This is a genomic window from Weizmannia sp. CD-2023 (assembly GCF_036225245.1).
Lineage (GTDB): Bacteria > Bacillota > Bacilli > Bacillales > Bacillaceae_C > Weizmannia > Weizmannia faecalis.
This window is the reverse complement of the sequence record NZ_JARTJQ010000096.1, coordinates 54,447-72,406: the sequence shown is the minus strand read 5'-3', so window position 1 is coordinate 72,406 and position 17,960 is coordinate 54,447. Positions and strand designations below refer to the sequence as shown.

Below are 17,960 nucleotides of genomic sequence, written 5' to 3'. Positions count from 1 at the left end.
ATGCTCGAAAACGGATTTCCAATTGCAGATGCTATCGATTTTCTCGGGCATGTGGACGGCGAACTGGATGCGCGTTCCATGAACAAACAGCTGCAAAACGGAACACCGCTCCATGACGTGCTGCTGAAACACCGGTTTGATGCCAATGCATGCATGCAAATTTATTTTGCCGGACGGCACGGGGAGATGGTTGCTGCCCTTAAAGAGGCGGGCGCCTACTTATTGAAAAAACATGAGGATGCCCTTGCCTTTTGGAAACTGATCCGTTATCCGCTCATATTGGCAGCCGCGCTGTTTATCGCCACGGCTTTTGTGAGAAACGTGCTGCTGCCGCAATTTGAACATATGTATGTCGCAATGGACTACAAACCTTCGCGAAATCTCCGGCTGTTCCTTACTATCATGGAACAGGCCCCGCATGTTATCCTGGTTTCAAGTATTTTTCTCTTCCTATTTTTCACACTCTTTTTTCTCTATTTTAAACGAAAAAAACCGCTGAGGCAGGCGGCGTGGCTTTCGCGGCTGCCGGTATCCCGCTTTTACTATACCAGCTATTACAGCCAGTTTTTGGCAAGAGAATGGAGCTTTATGCTGAAAAGCGGTTTTTCCGTCTATGAAATTTTGCATGTCATGGAATCGCAAAATTTTAAGCCGCTTTGGCGCGATACTGCAAAATATTTGCGCGAAAAACTGCTTGCTGGTGAGACGTTCTCCCGGGCCCTGGCTTCTGTCCCGTTTATCGAGCCACAGCTGGTCATTTTGGTCCGCCACGGGGAGAAAAACGGGCGCCTTGATCAGGAGCTCTATTATTACAGCCAAATTAGCTTGAAAAGAATGGAAGAGAAAATCCAAAGCCTGTTCGGGCTGATTCAACCGGTTGTGTTTATTTTCATCGGTTTCTTTTTGGTCGCCATTTATTTGTCGATCATGCTGCCGATGTTCCAGATGATTGACGCGGTTTAACCGGGGAAGGCGTGCCGGATGGCGGGGCTTCAAGCCTTCCCCCTAAAAAAAGAAAGGAGAAATTGCCCATGTCTTTTATCAAAAATGAAAAAGGGTTTACGCTGATCGAAATGCTGATTGTTTTGCTCGTCATTACGGTTCTCTTGTTTTTGATGATTCCGAACATTTCCAAGCATACCGATGCGATCAATAATAAAGGCTGCGATGCGTTCATTGCGATGGTGCAGGGACAGGTGCAGGCGTATGAAATGGACCACAATGAATATCCGTCATCTATCAACCAGTTAAAAGACGGCGGCTATGTATCGAAAACGAGCTGCCCGAATGGAAACGGAGTGAACATCGGGGCGGACGGGAAAGTAACGGAGGTTGCAAAGTGAAACGGCCAAAAAATGAAGCCGGTTTTACCTTTCCGGAAATGCTCGTTGTTTTGTTGATTGTATCCGTGATCACCGCCCTTGCGTTTGCCGGTTTTAAGCCGGTGAAACATACGATCGTCAAAAAAATGTTCATTAACCAGCTTGAAAATGATTTGTATCTGGCGCAAACGGACGCGATTTCCCGCCAGACGAATGTATACGTCCAATTTTTCCGCCAGAACAATATGTACTCCATTTTCGAAGCGAGGAAAAATGCGACGATTATAAAAAGAAGGCTTCCGGAAGGCATCAAAATGTTCGAAAACGGCAGCTTTCATTCCTATGCAATTGGGCCGGACGGGAATGTCACCCAGTTCGGCACGCTCTATTTCCAGTCCGGCCAAGAACAAATCAAGCTGGTTACGCATATTGGAAGCGGGCGGTTTTATGTCGAAGAATGAACGGGGCTTTACTTTTCCGGAAGTCATCGCTGCGTTTGCCGTATTTTGCCTGATGGCGGCCTGCTTATTCCCGCCGTTTCTCCATATGCTTGGTCAAATCAAAGAGGCAAAACAAGAGATGGAGGCAGCCCGTTTTTTATACGAAAAAACGGAGGAATGGACTTTTACCGGAAAAGTCGTTGAAAAAGAAAAAAAGGCGGGCGGGGCCACATGGACATTTCAAATCAAAGACAATGGCAGAAAGGCATGTGTCAAACATGAACAAAACACGACTTGCGTTTTGCTCCAGCAATGAAAAAGGCTTTACGCTGCTTGAAAGCGTGTGCGTACTGCTTCTCGTCACTTCCTTGTTCTCACTTTTTCCCCTGGCAGTGAAAACATTCGGGACAGCCGGGGAAGCATTCCGGCCGGAAGAAGATGAAGAGTGGAATCTTTTTCTCATGCAGTTGCGTAAAGAAATCCGGATAAGCACCTCGTGCCAGGCAGCCCAAAATACTTTGAAACTGAACGAGGCAGGAAGGACGGTTACGTATGAACCATACCAGAACAGTCTGCGGCGGAGAGTGGACGGTGAAGGGCATCAAATTGTGCTTCAAAATGTGCAGTCCATCCAATTTGCGGCAACAGGAAACGGGGTCAAAGTGGCCGCCGTTTATCCGAATGGCGCGGAAAGAACAGCGGAAATGACCTTTCTTTCCCGCCATGCGGTTGATCCCGGCCAATCGGAAGGCGTTGCCCGATGAACAGGCAAAAAGGGTTTATTTTGCCAGTGGTGCTGTTTTTGGCGCTTGCCGCATGCAGTATGGTCATTTCGGGAACGGACATTTATCTCGGCGAAAAGAAATATGCCGTGCTGGTGAAGGAATATTATTTGCGGAATACCATGTCGCTTTTCGCCATTAGGGAGGCGGCGCAAAAATTGGAAAAAGGCGACAAAAGCCCGGGGGAACTCCGTTTTTCAGACGGAAAGGTGTCTTACAGTATCAAACAGGACGGAGATACTGCAGTGATTTCTTTAACTGCGGAAAATGAGAGTGGTGAACCGTTTAAAAGTACGATACGATATAATCAGACAGAAAAAAAGGTGTTTCAATGGGAGGAACGATGAACAAAAGGATCTATTTGACCGGGTTTATGGGTGCCGGAAAAACGACTGTCGGCCATGCGCTCGCCTCGCTCTTGGGAAGTAGGGCGACGGACTTGGACCGCTGGATTGAAGAAGAGGAAGGAATGCCGCCCGCTGCCATTTTCGCTGTAAAAGGAGAAGCCTATTTTCGCCGGAAAGAAACAGAGATGCTGAAACGGGCCACATCGCTTGCAGGGGTGATCATGACAGGCGGGGGAATTGTCATGCGGGAAGAAAACGTCTGTCTATTAAAACGAGACGGCGTGACGGTTTTTCTGGATTGCGATCCGGAAATATTGGTTTCACGCATTCAAAATGACCCCTCAAGACCTGTTGCAGCAGGAAGGACAAAGGAGGAGATCATCTCCCTTTATAAAAAAAGGCGGCCGTTTTACCTTTCTTGTGCCGATTTGGTTATTGATACGACGGGAAAATCGGTGGCGGAAATTGTTGCGGAAATTTCCGGCCGCATAAAAACGGAAGCTTTCGGGTATACTGGCGCCTGTAAGGACGGTGGCGCCAATGTCGACAAATGATTATGTCAAATTGCTGACACAAACATGGATGCAGCATGTGAGCACGCCAAAAAGCGAGCGGCAGAAAAAGCGGAACGAGAAAAAGGAAGAGATGCCGCCTTTTGCCGAAAGATGGTTCGGTATCCTCCCTTATTTTTTCCTCTTTTTCAAAAGAAAACAGTAGAAAGCAGGCAGCCTTTTTTGCGGGCTGCCTGCTTATATAAACGCATCTTTTAAATAAAAGAGGCCACCGTTTAGGACATGAACGGTAATTTTCGGCTCATACTGTTCCTTTAGCGCCTGTTTTTCAATTTCATACGATTCCGGGCACTCTTCCATATCTTCGTAAAAATGGTCCAACAGCGCGAGATCCTGGTGCCACCGTTTTACCGCTTCTTCCGCCCAATGATGCGGCTCTTTCGCCAGGCCCTGCCGGATATAATGTTCAATCCTTTTGACGGCGCTTTTTAGCATGATGATCGGCGTCAGGGTAAAACAATAATCCGGAATTTTCGGCGCCAGCGTCCGCTGCTCCAACAAGTCCTGAAAATTTTCAGCCATTGTGCCGTGGATCAAATTCAACCCGATCGAACGGAACACATCTTTTTTTAAATCACAGCGGTACGAAATTTTAACATTCATCCCAAGCCAAGGGTAAAGCGGCACCTGTTTCTGCCCGGGATGGACGTCTTCAAACAGGCGGATATAGCGGGAAAACTGCTTTGCCGTCTCGAAAATCTGGTTCAGGCGGGGGCTTCCAAAATGGACCGGCTCTCCTTTCACCGTATCCGGTGCTTTTTCCCGGTCCGTAATGAACGTGACGGTCATCGGATTCGGGATGCCGCCTGTTTTTTCAAGATAGGACCAGTAAAACGGCCGGTTCATTAACGCTTTATCGAGTTCAATGGTTAATTGCACCGTCATCCAGCCGGGGCGGTTTTCAACCAATACAGCGCCGTTTGCTTCAAAAAAGCGTTCAAGATATTGATGTATTTCTTCCTGCAGCATCCGCATGCCCCTCCTCTTTCCGTATCGCTTCCGCAAATTCGATCATTTGGGTGAGATTTTCCATTTTGATGTTCATTTCGCCTTCTGATTGCGAGTTTTGGAAGACATCCAGCAGATGGTCTTCCAGTTTTCCGAATTCGAGCCGGGTCAGAATTTCATCGAGTTCCCCGATCACCCGCTCAAACAAATGGATTTTTTCGTACAACAGTTTCAGAATATGTTCTTCAACCGTATTTTTGGTCGCAAAGTTGTAAATATGCACGTCCTTTTCCTGGCCGAGGCGGTGGACGCGCCCGATCCTTTGCTCGAGCCGCATCGGGTTCCACGGCAGGTCAAAATTGATCATATGGTGGCAAAATTGCAGGTTGATCCCTTCACCGCCCGCTTCTGTCGCAATGAGCACCTGGGCGTGGTTTTCAAACAGCTTCCGCATCCAGTCTTTTTTGCCGCGCTTAAAGCCGCCGCGGAACGGGACGGATGAAATGCCGTGTTGTTTTAAAAACCATTGCAGGTAAAGCTGTGTTGCCCGGTATTCCGTAAAAATAATCACTTTATCATCAATGTTTTGGATCAGCTCGAGCGCTTTTTCCGCTTTTGAATTGGTTTTTACCGCTTCAATTTTCTGGATCAGCGCAGCAACGGTTTCTTCTAAAACGGGCGAGGGCTGCTCCGTTTTTTTCAGCAGGTTTTTTAAGGTTACAAAAACGGCTTCCCGGCTCGAACACGCCTCGCGCTGCAGCGTCAACAGCGAAAAGCCGGCGCGGCTGTACGATTCGCTGCCTCTGCGGATCGTTTGCAGCGCGTCATACAGTTCGCGCTCTTCTTTACTGAAGTCAATCAGCACCGTTTCAACGCGCCGTTTTGTCCATTCCACCCCGGTGTTTGTGCGCCGGTTCCGGATCATCACTTTGCTGACCAGCTCCCGCAAATGTTCGTCTTCCTTCACCTGCCTGTCCCCTTTTTTATATTTTTTGCTGAAATTCGATTCGCTGCCTAAATGGCCTGGCTTTAAAAGGGAGACAAGGTGGAAGATTTCATCGATCCGGTTTTGAATCGGTGTTGCCGTCAAAAGCAGGCAGAATTTCTTCTTTAAGCCTTGAACAAAGGCGTAATTTTTTGTATTCGGATTTTTTAACTTATGCGCCTCGTCAATAATAATCATGTCATACTGCTGCTTGTAAATGATGTCACGGTGCGGGCTTCTTTTTGCGGTGTCAATGGAAGAGACAACACAGTCATACTGCTCCCACATATAACTTTTCTTTTGCCCGACAGCGGGGATATGGAATTTGCTGTTCAGTTCCGCGACCCATTGCGATACGAGCGACGCCGGAACTAAAATGAGCACTTTTTTTGCTAGCCCGCGAATCATATATTCTTTTAAAATAAGGCCGGCTTCAATCGTTTTTCCAAGCCCGACTTCATCCGCCAAAATGGCTTTGCCGTTCATTTTTTCAACGACCTGGCGGGCAACCTCCAGCTGGTGCGCAAGCGGTTTGACATTGGCCAGATGCTTTGGCGCCTGCAATCCTTCAAATTCAGGAATGACCAGCCGTTTTTCCATTTCCACTGCAAGCTTATAAAGTTCCCATTTTCCCCACGGCCCGTCGTCCTGATAGCGTTCCATCAATCCCGTTTCCCATGAGCGGTCAAATTCAATGTTGACTTCCATGCTGCCTGCACTCCTTTTCCAATCGTCCCCGATCATCGTTTTCGATTTCTTACAGCCGCTTTTTATTTTAAAAAATTCAATTGATTTTCAGAATGGTGTCATGATACGATGAAACTGATCAAGAGTTTTTACAGGGTTTACAGGGAAAAATCGTATCGAACAGCCTGCATCAGGCATTTTAACTTTAGTATGCCCGATTTTGAACTGAATATTGGCGGATGAGAATAAGAGGAGAGACTGCATTTTTTGCAGCGCCGACGGAGCAAGCGGAAACGTGAATCTCTCAGGCAAAAAGACTCTTAATTTGACGCATCTCTGGAGAGCGCTTCTTTTCGGGAAGCCACCAAAGGGGAAAACCGTTTTTCGGTAAACTTTCAGGTGCAAGGACAGGGAATATTTCGTGAAGCAGGCGGAATATTCCCTGTTTTTTTGCCCCCGGATCCACGTCCGGATAAAAAACAAAATGGAGGGGTACGAATGCCGGAATTAAAACGGACGCCATTATATGATGTATACCGGAAATACGGCGCAAAAACGACCGATTTCGGCGGCTGGGAACTGCCGGTGCAATTTTCGGGCATTAAAGCCGAACACGAAGCCGTCCGTACGCGGGCAGGCCTGTTTGATGTTTCGCATATGGGCGAAATCCTGGTGGAGGGGCCTCAAAGCCTTGGCTTTCTTCAAAAAATGATGACGAACGATGTGTCCAAATTGAAGCCGGGTGCTGCCCAATATACCGCCATGTGCAATGAAGCCGGCGGCACAGTCGATGATTTGCTGGTTTACCAATTGGGCGAAAACCGGTATTGGCTCGTGGTGAATGCCGCCAATACGGAAAAAGATTACAAGTGGCTTGTTTCACACCGGACGGAGGATGTTTCCATAACGGACATCAGCGCATCGGTTGCCCAGCTCGCGCTCCAGGGGCCGCTTGCTACGGAAGTGATGCAGAAACTTGCGCCAGAAGCGGATGTTTTTGCCATTCCAACGTTTTCATTTATTGAAAACGCAAAGGCTGCCGGTTGTAAAGTATTGCTTTCGAGAACCGGTTACACGGGTGAAGACGGCTTTGAAATTTACTGCCGCAGTGAAGATGCACTGAAGCTATGGGATGAGATATTGGCGAAGGGCCGGGAAAAAGGCGTTTTGCCGTGCGGGCTCGGAGCAAGGGATACGCTCCGCTTTGAAGCCGGGCTCTGTCTTTACGGCCAGGAGCTAACGGAAGACATTTCTCCGCTTGAAGCCGGCATCGGTTTTGCTGTAAAGCTTAAGAAAGAAGCGGATTTTATCGGGAAGCAGGCGCTCCTTGCACAGAAAGCAGAAGGTCTGAAACGGCGCCTTGCCGGTATCGAAATGATCGGCCGTGGCATTCCGCGCCACGGATACAGCGTTTATGCAGGGGATGAGCGGATTGGCACGGTGACAACCGGGACACAGTCGCCGACTTTAAAGAAAAATATCGGCCTTGCCCTTTTGCGTATACCGTGGGACGCACCCGGCACCGAAGTAGAAGTGGACGTCCGTTCCAAAAAGATTAAAGCTGTCGTTGTCCAAACACCGTTCTATAAAAAGCCAAAAAACGGGGGAGGGGAAAAGTGATGCATCGCTACCTGCCAATGACGGAAGAAGATAAGCGTGAGATGCTGGATGCGATCGGAGTCCGAAGCGTCGGGGAACTGTTTTCCGATATTCCCGAAAAAGTGCGGTTTAAAGGGGATTACCGGATCAAAAAAGCAAAATCGGAAACGGCGCTGTTAAAAGAACTGTCAGAACTTGCCGGAAAAAATGCCAATTTAAAAGAATATGCCTCTTTTTTGGGGGCGGGGGTTTACGACCACTATATTCCAACGGTCGTGGACCATGTGATCTCAAGATCCGAATTTTATACGGCCTATACACCTTACCAGCCGGAAATCTCGCAAGGGGAACTGCAGGCTATCTTTGAATTCCAGACGATGATATGCGAGCTGACCGGCATGGATGTGGCCAATTCCTCGATGTATGACGGCGGCACGTCCATGGCTGAAGCGGCCATGCTTGCGGCCGGGCAGACGAAGAGGAAGAAAATATTGATTTCAAAAGCTGTCCATCCGGAGTACCGGGCCGTTTTACATACTTATGCCAAGGGAAAAGGCATCACCGTGGAAGAAATACCGCTCGCAGACGGCTGCACCGATCTGGAAGCAGCTAAAAAACAAATAGACGGCGGGACAGCTGCTGTCATCGTCCAGTACCCGAACTTTTTCGGTTCGCTTGAACGGTTAAAAGAAATCGGCGAACTGGCCCATGCCGAAAAAGCTTTGTTTGTTGTATCCGCCAATCTGCTTGCCCTTGGGGTGCTTGCGCCGCCGGGGGATTTCGGCGCCGATATTACAACCGGCGATTGCCAGGTTTTCGGCATTCCAACTGCATTCGGCGGCCCGCATTGCGGCTACTTCGCTACAACGTCAAAACTAATGCGGAAAATGCCGGGCCGGCTCGTCGGCGAAACGGTCGACGAGAACGGGAAAAGGGGGTATGTGCTTACGCTCCAGGCGCGCGAACAGCATATCCGCCGCAATAAAGCGACGTCCAATATTTGCTCTAACCAGGCGCTCAATGCCCTTGCCGCATCGGTGGCCATGAGCGCCCTCGGCAAAAAAGGCGTAAAAGAAATGGCACTGGCCAATATGGCAAAAGCACAGTACGCAAAAAAGAAATTGGCGGAAAAAGGGTTTGAAATTCCGTTTTCGTCTCCTTTTTTCAATGAGTTTCCCGTGAAATTGCCAAAAAGTGTTCAAGAAGTAAATGAACATTTATTGCAGAAAAAAATCATCGGCGGTTATGATGTGAGCAAGGATTACCCGGAATTTGCCGGTTGCATGCTCATTGCCGTGACGGAATTGCGGTCAAAAGAAGAAATTGACCAATTGGCTGAAGAAATGGGGGTCGTGTGTGATGGCGAATGAAGGAATGCCGCTCATTTTTGAACGGTCCAAATCGGGCCGGATCGCGTACAGCTTGCCGGAAATGGACGTGCCGGAAGTGGACGCTTTTGACATTTTTCCGCCTGAATACGTCCGCAAACAGGATGCGGAACTGCCGGAAGTGTCGGAACTGGATTTAATGCGGCACTACACAAAGCTGTCAGAAAACAACCACGGCGTCGATTCCGGCTTTTACCCGCTCGGATCCTGCACGATGAAATACAATCCGAAAATCAATGAAACGGTTGCGCGCTTTCCGGGATTTGCCCATATCCACCCGCTTCAAGATGAAAGCACCGTCCAGGGGGCGCTCGGGCTGATGTATGACTTGCAGGAACATTTAAAAGAGATTACCGGCATGGATGAGGTGACCTTGCAGCCTGCTGCCGGCGCCCACGGGGAATGGACCGGGCTGATGCTGATCCGTGCTTTCCATGAAGCAAACGGGGATACAAAGCGGACAAAAGTGATCATTCCCGACTCCGCCCACGGCACCAACCCGGCTTCCGCGTCCGTTGCCGGCTTCGAAACGGTCACTGTGAAGTCGAATGAAGAAGGGCTTGTCGATCTCGACGACTTAAGAAAAATTGCCGGGGAAGATACCGCGGCGCTCATGCTTACCAATCCGAATACGCTCGGGCTGTTTGAAGCGCATATCCTTGAAATGGCGGAGATCATCCATGACGCGGGCGGCAAACTGTATTATGACGGTGCCAACTTGAATGCCGTGCTTGCGAAGGCGCGCCCGGGCGATATGGGATTCGATGTTGTCCACCTGAATCTTCATAAAACGTTCACAGGCCCCCACGGCGGCGGTGGCCCGGGTTCGGGTCCGGTCGGCGTCAAAAAAGAGCTGATCCCGTTTTTGCCGGTGCCGGTTGTTGCGAAAAAAGGCGACCGCTATGTGCTGGATGAAGACCGGCCGCAATCGATCGGCAGGGTAAAGCCGTTTTACGGCAATTTCGGCATCAATGTCCGGGCCTATACGTATATCCGTTCAATGGGGCCGGATGGCTTGCGGGAAGTGACCGAGAATGCGGTGATCAATGCCAATTATATGATGAGGAAACTGGCGCCGTATTACGACCTGCCGTATGACCGCCATTGTAAACATGAATTTGTGTTAAGCGGCAGGCGCCAGAAAAAACTCGGGGTGCGGACGTTTGATATTGCCAAGCGGCTGCTTGATTTCGGCTTCCATCCGCCAACTGTGTATTTCCCGCTCAATGTGGAAGAGTGCATGATGATTGAGCCGACGGAAACAGAGTCGAAGGAAACGCTGGATGCCTTTATTGACGCGATGATCCAAATCGCAAAAGAAGCGGAGGAAAATCCGGAAATCGTCCAGGAAGCCCCGCATACAACCATTGTCAAACGCCTGGATGAAACGCGGGCGGCACGAAAACCGGTTTTGCGTTATGTGAAAAAATAAAAAGAAAAATGCCGCAGCATTGCCGCGGCATTTTTTATTTCCCTGATTTGATTTTGCCTGTCCAGTTTTTAAAGCCGCCTTTCAACTGGTAAAGGTCGCGGCAGCCGTTTTTATAAAGCATTTCAGCGGCGCGCCCGGTGCGCGTCCCGTTCTGGCAATATAAATAAACCGGTTTATCGGTCCGGATCTCTTTTAATCTCATTTTCAGCTGAGACAGCGGAATATTGCGTGCGCCTAAAATATGTCCGTTTGCAAATTCATTCGGTTCGCGCACATCAATGAGCTGCGCTTTGCGGTAACCCGCCTTGAATTCTTCTTCCGTCAAGCTTTTCAGGATTTTTTTCTGCCGGTAGTATCTGGCGAGAGTATATGCTACTACCGCAACAATAACAATGATGAGTGTGTACCACGATTGTGACATCTTTCGTGCCCCCTTTCTTACCTGATGCGCTATCTACTATTATATTCGTGTTGCGCTTCTGAATCAAAATCTTTTTTTAAGAAACATGTCACCGCTATTTTTTCCGTTTTTTCCGTCTGAAAAGCCCGTAACCGTTCTGTTTTAAGCACCAGCGGAAAAATCGGCACAAACTTGAGCGGGGCTTTGCCGTTTTTCGTCGTTTTTTGGTAAACTGGTAAAGTGATATTTTAAAGAAGAGGGGTACATATGGGAAAAGAAACCTGGTTGTTTGTAGATTCAGGCCACTGTCCGCCGTTTTTTAACATGGCGCTGGATGAGGCCCTGCTTGACTGGCACAGCAAAGGGGAGATCCCGCCAGCCATCCGCTTTTACGGCTGGGATCCGGCCACCCTTTCAATCGGGTATTTCCAGCGGGCAAAACAGGAAATCGATCTCGAAGCGGTAAAACGATACGGGCTCGGTTTTGTCCGGCGACCGACAGGGGGAAGGGCTGTTTTGCACGAGCACGAGCTGACCTACAGCGTGATCGTGTCGGAAGCGCATCCGGATATGCCGAAAACGGTCACGGAAGCCTACCGTGTCATTTCAGAGGGGCTTGTCAGGGGATTTCGTGCGCTCGGCCTGGAGGCGTATTTTGCAGTGCCGCGAACGGAAGCAGAACGGGAGGCACTAAGGTCTCCGCATTCTTCGGTTTGTTTTGATACGCCGAGCTGGTACGAACTGGTCGTGGAAGGGCGAAAAGTCGCCGGCAGCGCACAGACGCGGCAGAAAGGCGTCATTTTGCAGCACGGCTCGATTTTGCTCGATATGGATGAGGACAAGCTGTTCAGCCTGTTTAAATATCCGAATGACAGAGTGAGAGAAAGGATGCAGCGGAGTTTTAAGAAAAAGGCGGTTGCAATCAATGAGCTGCGCAACGTTCCCGTCACATACGAGGAGGCAAAAGAGGCTTTCCATAAGGGGTTTGAAGAAGGGCTCGGCATCCGGCTGGAACCGTACACCTTGACGCCGGCGCAACAGGCGTATGTGGAAGAACTGGCAGACAGGCGGTACAGGTCGGATGAATGGAATTTTAAGAGATAAATGAACATTTGTTTTTTTAGCGGCCAGAGGCATGCTTTTTCGCTATTTCCTTTTGTGCCGCGCTTTTTATGGCTGCTTTTTTGATGCAAGCGGCAAATTTTTTCGTTATGCTCGGATTTGCCTGCTTTTTCGGGGGATTTCTCGCATTTTCAGCATGTCTTATTCTTTTTTTTATTTGACAAAAAGAAAGAGGTTTGACCTAACTACAATATATGGTATATAAAAACAAAATGTCAATACAATATCTAGTGTTTTTGCTTGCGATTTTTGCCTGCGGTGTGCTATTTTAAAGGAGGCAGAACCACCAGAGAATTTGCATGGAGAAATAGAGAAGGAGTTGTCGTTATGTCTGTTGCTTCGACAGAAAAATTATGGGATGTGGAGAAGCTGAACGAAGATATCCGCTTATTTCCGCAGGTCCATCCGATTACACCGGATATGAACATCACGTACAAAGGCGTTTCAAGGCTTGTCATGATTGACAGATACGCGTTTAAAGACACGGAAAAAGTCACATTGGGCAAGGGCGATTTTGTTGTCCTCACGATTAAAGAAGACCCGAAATTTCCGGCCAGGGGGCTCGGCGTCATCAAAGAAATCGACTGGGAAAAAAATGAAGCGGAAGTCTTAATTGAAGAAGATTACCGCCAGGCCCTGGAAAACCCGGATGAAAGAGAAACAGGGGTCATCAAAAGGCCGCTTGATATCATTGAGAAGCCGCTTGAAGTCTACTACGAACAAATCGCAAAACGGAATGCAACCGGCTTAGCGGCAGTGGAAAAAACAGAAGAGAAACGGAAAGAATGGTTTGGGAAGTTTTACAATGAACTGGTAAACTTAAACTTCATCCCGGCAGGCCGCGTCCTCTACGGCGCAGGGTCGGAAACGGAAGTTACTTATTTTAATTGTTATGTGATGCCGTTTGTACCGGATTCGCGGGAAGGCATTTCCGAACACCGCAAACAAGTGATGGAAATTATGAGCCGCGGCGGCGGGGTTGGGACAAACGGTTCGACGCTGCGCCCGCGCAATACGCTGGCAAGGGGCGTCAACGGCAAATCAAGCGGCTCTGTCTCATGGCTCGATGACATCGCCAAACTCACGCACCTGGTCGAACAGGGCGGCAGTCGCAGGGGAGCACAAATGATCATGCTGGCTGTCTGGCATCCGGACATTGTCGAATTTATCATTTCGAAAATGCAGAATCCGCGGATTTTGCGTTTCCTGATCGAAAATACGAACGATGAGTGGATCCGCAAGCTAGCCCACGACAAATTGAAATTCACGCCGCTTTCCGAAATGGAAAGGCAAATGTACCATGGGATTGTGAACTACAAACATATTCCGGGACAGGGCGGCTTTACGGACGAAGTCATGAAAGAGGCGGAAGAAAAACTGGCAACAGGCGGGCATTACACCGTCCATAATCCGGAATTTTTAACCGGCGCCAATATTTCCGTCTGCCTCACAAAAGAATTTATGGAAGCAGTTGAACAAGACGCGGAATTCGAACTGAAATTTCCGGATGTGGAAAATTACAGCGAAGAAGAAATGCGCATATATAATGAAGAATGGCATAAAATCGGCGATGTGCGCGAATGGGAAAAACTCGGCCGCAAAGTGCGCGTCTACCGCAAAATCAAAGCAAAAGAACTTTGGAATTTGATTAACATCTGCGCGACTTACTCGGCGGAACCGGGCGTCTTCTTTATCGACAACGCCAACGACATGACAAACGCAAAAGCATACGGTCAGAAAGTCGTCGCAACGAATCCTTGCGGAGAGCAACCGCTCGCGCCCTATTCCGTCTGCAACCTCGCAGCGGTCAATCTTGCAAAAATGGTCGACAAAGAAACGAAAGAAGTGCGCTGGGACCAATTGAAACAAACCGTCCATACCGGCGTCCGCATGCAGGACAATGTCATTGACGCGACCCCGTACTTCCTGAAAGAAAACAAAAAACAGGCGCTCGGGGAACGGCGTGTCGGCCTTGGCGTTATGGGCTTAGCCGACCTTCTCATTTATATGGAAAAAGAATACGGATCCGAAGAAGGCAACAAACTTGTCGACAAAGTGTTTGAAACAATCGCGACCGAAGCATACCGCGCATCCATTGAGATCGCAAAAGAAAAAGGGAGCTTCCCATTTTTAACGGGGGAAACCGAAGAAGAGACAAACCGCCTGCGCCGTGCATTCACGGAAACCGGTTATATGAAAAACATGCCGGAAGACATCCGCAAGGCAATTTTAAAACACGGCATCCGGAACTCCCATTTGCTGACCGTTGCACCAACCGGATCCACCGGCACCATGGTTGGCGTTTCCACCGGGCTTGAGCCGTATTTTTCCTTTTCCTATTTCCGCAGCGGGCGCCTCGGCAAATTTATCGAGGTCAATGCGGACATCGTCCAGGAATATCTGGATCAGCATCCTGAAGCGGACAAAGACCATCTGCCGAACTGGTTTGTAACCGCGATGGATCTTGCACCGGAAGCCCATGCCGATGTCCAATGCGTCATCCAGCGCTGGGTGGACAGCTCGATTTCGAAAACGGTCAACGCCCCGCGCGGTTACACGGTTGAACAGGTGGAAAAAGTGTACGAACGCCTGTATAAGGGCGGCGCGAAAGGCGGAACCGTTTATGTGGACGGCAGCCGGGATTCGCAAGTCCTGACATTGAAAGCAGAAGAACCGCAGGAAGAAAAACAGGAAAAAGCGGAAGTGAAACATGCGAAACAGCATGTCGTCCTGGTTGATACAATCCCGGATATCCGGTCAACAAACGTCACATACGGCAACGAAATCGGCGATACCTGCCCGATCTGCCGGAAAGGGAAAGTGAAGGAAATCGGCGGCTGCAATACATGCGATAACTGCGGCGCGCAATTAAAATGCGGCTTGTAAACGGAATAGTTGAGAAAAAACGGAGCAAAGCGATGCTCCGTTTTTTTCTGCTTACAAAACACCGGTTAAAAGAATAATCGGAAAAATGGTTAAAAAATTTTAATTCGAATATTGACAGCAAAAACGTGATGAAAAAGATTGGATTGAATTTTGATAAGAATGCGATTGTCGTAGATTCGGCGATGCGGACAAACATCGAAGGCATATTTGCGGCGGGCGATGTAACAACGTTTGACGGCAAGGTAAAGCTGATCGCCACGGGATTTGGAGAAGCAGCGACAGCCATTGCAAGCGCAAAAGTTTATCTCGATCCGGCCGCCCGCAAGCAGCCGCAGCACAGCACCAGCCTGTTTGAAAAGGTGAAGGTTTAACAAGGGGGTGAAAAAATGGCGTTTGTGATCACATCGCCTTGCAGACATGAAAAATCTGCAGAATGCGTGGAAGTCTGCCCTGTAGATGCCATCCATGAAGGAACGAATATGTATTATATCGATCCGGATATTTGTATTGACTGTGCCGCATGTGCCGCCGTCTGCCCGGTGGGAGCCATTTTTGCCGAAGAAGATGTCCCAGAATCCGAACAACAGTATATCGCTGCCAATGCCCAATTTTATGCATCATAAGTGATCAGCCCACAAGTGAATCGAAAGGAAACCGGTTTTGGTTTTGAACGAACAAAGGGGTGGGAAATCATGATTTTTAATGAACAAATGGAAACGCTCAACAGAGAGGAACTGGAATGGCTGCAATTGGAGAGATTAAAGCAAACGGTGAATGCAGTATATGAAAAGGTTCCCTTTTACCGCGCTAAATTAAAGGAGCGCCGTCTTGCACCGGATGATATCCATACGCTTAGCGATATCCGCAAATTGCCGTTTACCGTAAAAAAAGATTTGCGTGACCATTATCCGTACGGCCTTTTTGCAGCGTCGATGGATCGGATTGTTCGTCTCCATGCTTCGAGCGGCACAAGCGGAAAACCGACAGTCGTTGCCTACACAAAAAAGGATATCGACAACTGGGCTGACATTGTCGCACGGGCCATTGCTGCCTGTGGCGGAAAACCGGGCGGCGTTTTGCATAATGCCTATGGTTACGGCCTGTTTACCGGAGGGCTGGGCCTGCACGGGGGATCGGAAAAATTAGGAATGGCGACTGTGCCGGTTTCCGGTGGGAATACAGAAAGGCAGATTACATTGATTGAAGATTTAAAACCAACCGTCATTTGCGGCACCCCGTCTTATGTTTTAAATATTGCGGACAAAATGGAAAAAATGGGGCTGGATCCGCGAAAAACAAGCCTGAAATACGGGATTTTCGGCGCTGAGCCATGGTCAAATGAATTGCGGAAGACACTTGAAGAAAGATTGGATATCAAAGCAATGGATATATACGGCTTGAGCGAAGTGATGGGGCCGGGTGTCGCCGTGGAGTGCAAGGAAGCGCAGGACGGCCTGCATGTGCCGGAAGATCATTTTTACGTGGAAGTAATTGATCCTGAAACGTTGGAGCCTGTGCCGGATGGCCGGGATGGGGAATTGGTGTTTACGAGCCTGACCAAAGAAGCTTTGCCGGTTATCCGTTACCGCACCGGCGACATCGCGTCCATCAACCGGGAAAAATGCCGCTGCGGCAGAACAACGCTCAGAATCTCAAGAATAAAAGGGCGGATTGATGACATGCTCATCATCCGGGGCGTGAATGTTTTCCCGTCGGAAATTGAAAGCGCCCTTCTGGACATAAAGGAACTTGTACCGCACTATCAGCTTGAAATCGCAAATGATGGTGCGCTGGATAAAGTTTTGCTCCATGTTGAAATCCGGGAGCCCGTTTTCAGGTCAATCGGCGAAGATTTGCAACATGAGTATGCACGGCAACTCAAGAACGAGATTTCCCGCCAGATCAAAAGCAAATGTTTCGTGCATATGGATGTCAACCTCGTACCGCCGATGGCCATTCCGCGTTCCGAGGGCAAAGCCATCCGGATTATAAGGAAATCTGCTTCTATGCCCATTTAACAGGGAAAAGGGGTGCTTTAAGATTGTTTAGGGAGAAAGCGTTTTCAAAATTAAGTGAAGAAGAAAAATACGAGCATTTTATGCATCGGATCGAAAACGATGAAAAAATTGAGGCCGATGATTGGATGCCGGATGAATACCGACACCAGCTGATCCGGCTGATTTCGATGCACGGGATCAGCGAAATAATGGGAGCTTTTCCTGAAAAAGAGTGGGTGCCAAAAGCGCCGACGCTGCACAGAAAACTGGCCATCATGGCGAAAGTCCAGGATGAAATGGGTCACGGACAGCTGTTATTGCGCGTAGTCGAAGATTTAATCAAACCGCTCGGAAAAACGCGCGATGACCTGTTCAACGACCTTTTTGCCAAACGGTTGAAATTCCATAATGTGTTCCATATGCCGTCCCCGACATGGGCAGATGCAGCGATTATCGCGTGGCTTGTGGACGGGGCGGCGATTTTAACCCAGACGATGATGTTAAAAACGTCTTACGGCCCGTATGGAAGAGCGCTTAAAAGAATATGCCAGGAAGAGTCGTTCCATGCAAAACACGGGGAAAGCCTTTGCCTTGCACTGGCCACGGGCACAAAAGCACAAAAGCAAATGCTGCAAGAGGCTTTAACGCGCTGGTGGGAACCGCTCCTCGCTTTTTTCGGGCCGAAATCGGCAAAAGAAACAGGGAGGTCAAGTGTGGATATCAATATCAAATATAAACTCCGGACAAAAACAAATGAAGAACTACGCCAGGAATTTTTAACGAAATACGTGCCGAAAATCAAAAAAATGGGGCTCACCATCCCGGATGACACCCTGCATTTCGAAGAGGATACACAGCAATGGGCCTACAAAGAACCGGATTGGGAAGCGTTTAAACAGATTATAAAAGGGAATGGGCCGAAAACAGATGAACGGCTTTCCCTCAGAAGAGAATCGTACATGGACAGCCAATGGGTAAGGGACGCACTCAGCGCTTATACAGCATCTCCCGCTTTGCTGCCGGGATAAAATCGATTTTTATTCAGGAGAGGGT

The 17,960-nt window shown here is 48.9% G+C and carries 19 protein-coding genes, 1 pseudogene and 1 riboswitch; of the genes and pseudogenes, 17 read left to right on the top strand and 3 right to left on the bottom strand.

All coding sequences use genetic code 11. The features are described from left to right. From comGB to P9687_RS14480, 8 genes are all read left to right on the top strand, one after another. A complete protein-coding gene (gene comGB / locus P9687_RS14515) occupies positions 1-963 on the top strand; it encodes a competence type IV pilus assembly protein ComGB (RefSeq protein WP_026683240.1) in 963 nt (320 codons plus the stop codon). 68 nt (positions 964-1,031) lie between these two features. Next, positions 1,032-1,343: a competence type IV pilus major pilin ComGC gene (gene comGC, locus P9687_RS14510; RefSeq protein ID WP_014098023.1), complete on the top strand. Its 312-nt coding sequence runs from the start codon at positions 1,032-1,034 to the stop codon at positions 1,341-1,343. Next, positions 1,340-1,783: a competence type IV pilus minor pilin ComGD gene (gene comGD / locus P9687_RS14505; protein WP_014098024.1), complete on the top strand. Its 444-nt coding sequence runs from the start codon at positions 1,340-1,342 to the stop codon at positions 1,781-1,783. The genes comGC and comGD overlap by 4 nt, the downstream gene beginning before the upstream one ends. Next, positions 1,770-2,078 carry a type II secretion system protein gene (locus P9687_RS14500; protein WP_168986042.1) on the top strand — a complete coding sequence of 103 codons (309 nt, stop codon included), beginning with the start codon at positions 1,770-1,772 and terminating at the stop codon, positions 2,076-2,078. Before comGD ends, P9687_RS14500 begins: the two co-directional genes overlap by 14 nt. Next, entirely contained in the window at positions 2,041-2,526 is a 486-nt protein-coding gene (comGF, locus tag P9687_RS14495) for a competence type IV pilus minor pilin ComGF (protein ID WP_168986041.1), read from the top strand. The genes P9687_RS14500 and comGF overlap by 38 nt, the downstream gene beginning before the upstream one ends. Beyond that, entirely contained in the window at positions 2,523-2,891 is a 369-nt protein-coding gene (gene comGG / locus P9687_RS14490) for a competence type IV pilus minor pilin ComGG (protein WP_014098027.1), read from the top strand. Before comGF ends, comGG begins: the two co-directional genes overlap by 4 nt. After that, the gene (locus P9687_RS14485; protein ID WP_014098028.1) at positions 2,888-3,445 is read left to right on the top strand and encodes a shikimate kinase; all 558 of its coding nucleotides are present in this window, start codon (positions 2,888-2,890) and stop codon (positions 3,443-3,445) included. Before comGG ends, P9687_RS14485 begins: the two co-directional genes overlap by 4 nt. Next, a complete protein-coding gene (locus P9687_RS14480) occupies positions 3,432-3,608 on the top strand; it encodes a YqzE family protein (protein WP_014098029.1) in 177 nt (58 codons plus the stop codon). Before P9687_RS14485 ends, P9687_RS14480 begins: the two co-directional genes overlap by 14 nt. Before the next feature lie 32 nt (positions 3,609-3,640). Here the strand turns inward: P9687_RS14480 and P9687_RS14475 are convergent, their stop codons facing one another. Together P9687_RS14475 and P9687_RS14470 are read right to left on the bottom strand one after the other, a co-directional pair. Beyond that, entirely contained in the window at positions 3,641-4,432 is a 792-nt protein-coding gene (locus P9687_RS14475; protein ID WP_014098030.1) for a YqhG family protein, read from the bottom strand. Further along, positions 4,401-6,104, bottom strand: coding sequence for a DEAD/DEAH box helicase (locus P9687_RS14470; RefSeq protein ID WP_168986040.1), 1,704 nt, complete (start codon positions 6,102-6,104; stop codon positions 4,401-4,403). Before P9687_RS14470 ends, P9687_RS14475 begins: the two co-directional genes overlap by 32 nt. 218 nt (positions 6,105-6,322) lie before the next feature. Continuing rightward, positions 6,323-6,413: riboswitch (glycine riboswitch) on the top strand. A 168-nt stretch (positions 6,414-6,581) separates the two neighbouring features. Here P9687_RS14470 and gcvT point away from each other — a divergent pair. Genes gcvT through gcvPB form a run of 3 tightly spaced genes read left to right on the top strand, consistent with a single transcriptional unit; the run spans position 6,582 to position 10,502 of the window. Then, positions 6,582-7,703, top strand: coding sequence for a glycine cleavage system aminomethyltransferase GcvT (gene gcvT / locus P9687_RS14465; RefSeq protein ID WP_017550532.1), 1,122 nt, complete (start codon positions 6,582-6,584; stop codon positions 7,701-7,703). After that, positions 7,700-9,052, top strand: coding sequence for an aminomethyl-transferring glycine dehydrogenase subunit GcvPA (gcvPA, locus tag P9687_RS14460; protein WP_026104522.1), 1,353 nt, complete (start codon positions 7,700-7,702; stop codon positions 9,050-9,052). Before gcvT ends, gcvPA begins: the two co-directional genes overlap by 4 nt. Beyond that, positions 9,042-10,502, top strand: coding sequence for an aminomethyl-transferring glycine dehydrogenase subunit GcvPB (gene gcvPB, locus P9687_RS14455; RefSeq protein ID WP_014098034.1), 1,461 nt, complete (start codon positions 9,042-9,044; stop codon positions 10,500-10,502). The genes gcvPA and gcvPB overlap by 11 nt, the downstream gene beginning before the upstream one ends. A 34-nt stretch (positions 10,503-10,536) precedes the next feature. On the opposite strand, the gene P9687_RS14450 is transcribed toward gcvPB, so the two are convergent. Further along, the gene (locus P9687_RS14450) at positions 10,537-10,923 is read right to left on the bottom strand and encodes a rhodanese-like domain-containing protein (RefSeq protein ID WP_014098035.1); all 387 of its coding nucleotides are present in this window, start codon (positions 10,921-10,923) and stop codon (positions 10,537-10,539) included. 246 nt (positions 10,924-11,169) lie between these two features. On the opposite strand from P9687_RS14450, the gene P9687_RS14445 reads away from it, so the two are divergent. From P9687_RS14445 to paaA, 6 genes and pseudogenes are all read left to right on the top strand, one after another. Next, entirely contained in the window at positions 11,170-12,006 is an 837-nt protein-coding gene (locus P9687_RS14445; protein ID WP_017550530.1) for a lipoate--protein ligase family protein, read from the top strand. A gap of 345 nt (positions 12,007-12,351) precedes the next feature. After that, a complete protein-coding gene (locus P9687_RS14440) occupies positions 12,352-14,910 on the top strand; it encodes a vitamin B12-dependent ribonucleotide reductase (RefSeq protein ID WP_061565230.1) in 2,559 nt (852 codons plus the stop codon). A gap of 110 nt (positions 14,911-15,020) precedes the next feature. Next, positions 15,021-15,281: pseudogene (locus P9687_RS14435) on the top strand (FAD-dependent oxidoreductase); the annotation flags it as partial. Positions 15,282-15,296: 15 nt separating this feature from the next. After that, positions 15,297-15,533 carry an indolepyruvate ferredoxin oxidoreductase subunit alpha gene (locus tag P9687_RS14430; protein ID WP_026683252.1) on the top strand — a complete coding sequence of 79 codons (237 nt, stop codon included), beginning with the start codon at positions 15,297-15,299 and terminating at the stop codon, positions 15,531-15,533. 69 nt (positions 15,534-15,602) lie between these two features. Then, a complete protein-coding gene (locus P9687_RS14425) occupies positions 15,603-16,928 on the top strand; it encodes a phenylacetate--CoA ligase family protein (protein WP_035187965.1) in 1,326 nt (441 codons plus the stop codon). Positions 16,929-17,008: 80 nt separating this feature from the next. Continuing rightward, entirely contained in the window at positions 17,009-17,935 is a 927-nt protein-coding gene (gene paaA, locus P9687_RS14420) for a 1,2-phenylacetyl-CoA epoxidase subunit PaaA (protein ID WP_328221013.1), read from the top strand. Positions 17,936-17,960 lie beyond the last annotated feature (25 nt).